Source organism: Dellaglioa sp. CoH-57-MRSF-20, assembly GCF_056781955.1.
Genome location: NZ_JBXAXV010000203.1, coordinates 1 through 323 on the forward strand (window position 1 = coordinate 1; position 323 = coordinate 323).

Sequence of the window (323 nt, forward strand, 5' to 3'; positions counted from 1 at the left end):
CCTGTCCGCATCTTGATTTCGAGCAGCGCGTCAACAGCGGCCGTGATCTTGGCAGGCTCCACAGCATCGCGCAACTGCGAAAACGAGACGGGAGCCGGAGTCCCGAATTTGGCCGTGAACTGCGCAGCCATAATCGGGCGAATCACGTACAGATACTTCTTGTACCACACTTCGTCCCCCTGAAGATACTCACGGAAATTGCCCTTGGCCATAGACCTGTAATGGTGCATCACCGGGATCGGGTTGTACATCTTCTCGGCTAGCGCCACCAGATGCGCATTGGGTCGATAGATGATCGGTGAATTCGTCCACTCCAGAACCTG

Annotated in this window: 1 protein-coding gene; it reads right to left on the reverse strand. The window is 55.7% G+C overall.

Features of this window, described 5'->3' with window-relative positions; genetic code table 11:
* Positions 1 to 323: DNA polymerase beta superfamily protein (locus AC1RPN_RS08775; RefSeq protein ID WP_481763806.1), on the reverse strand; the 323-nt coding region annotated here is incomplete at both ends.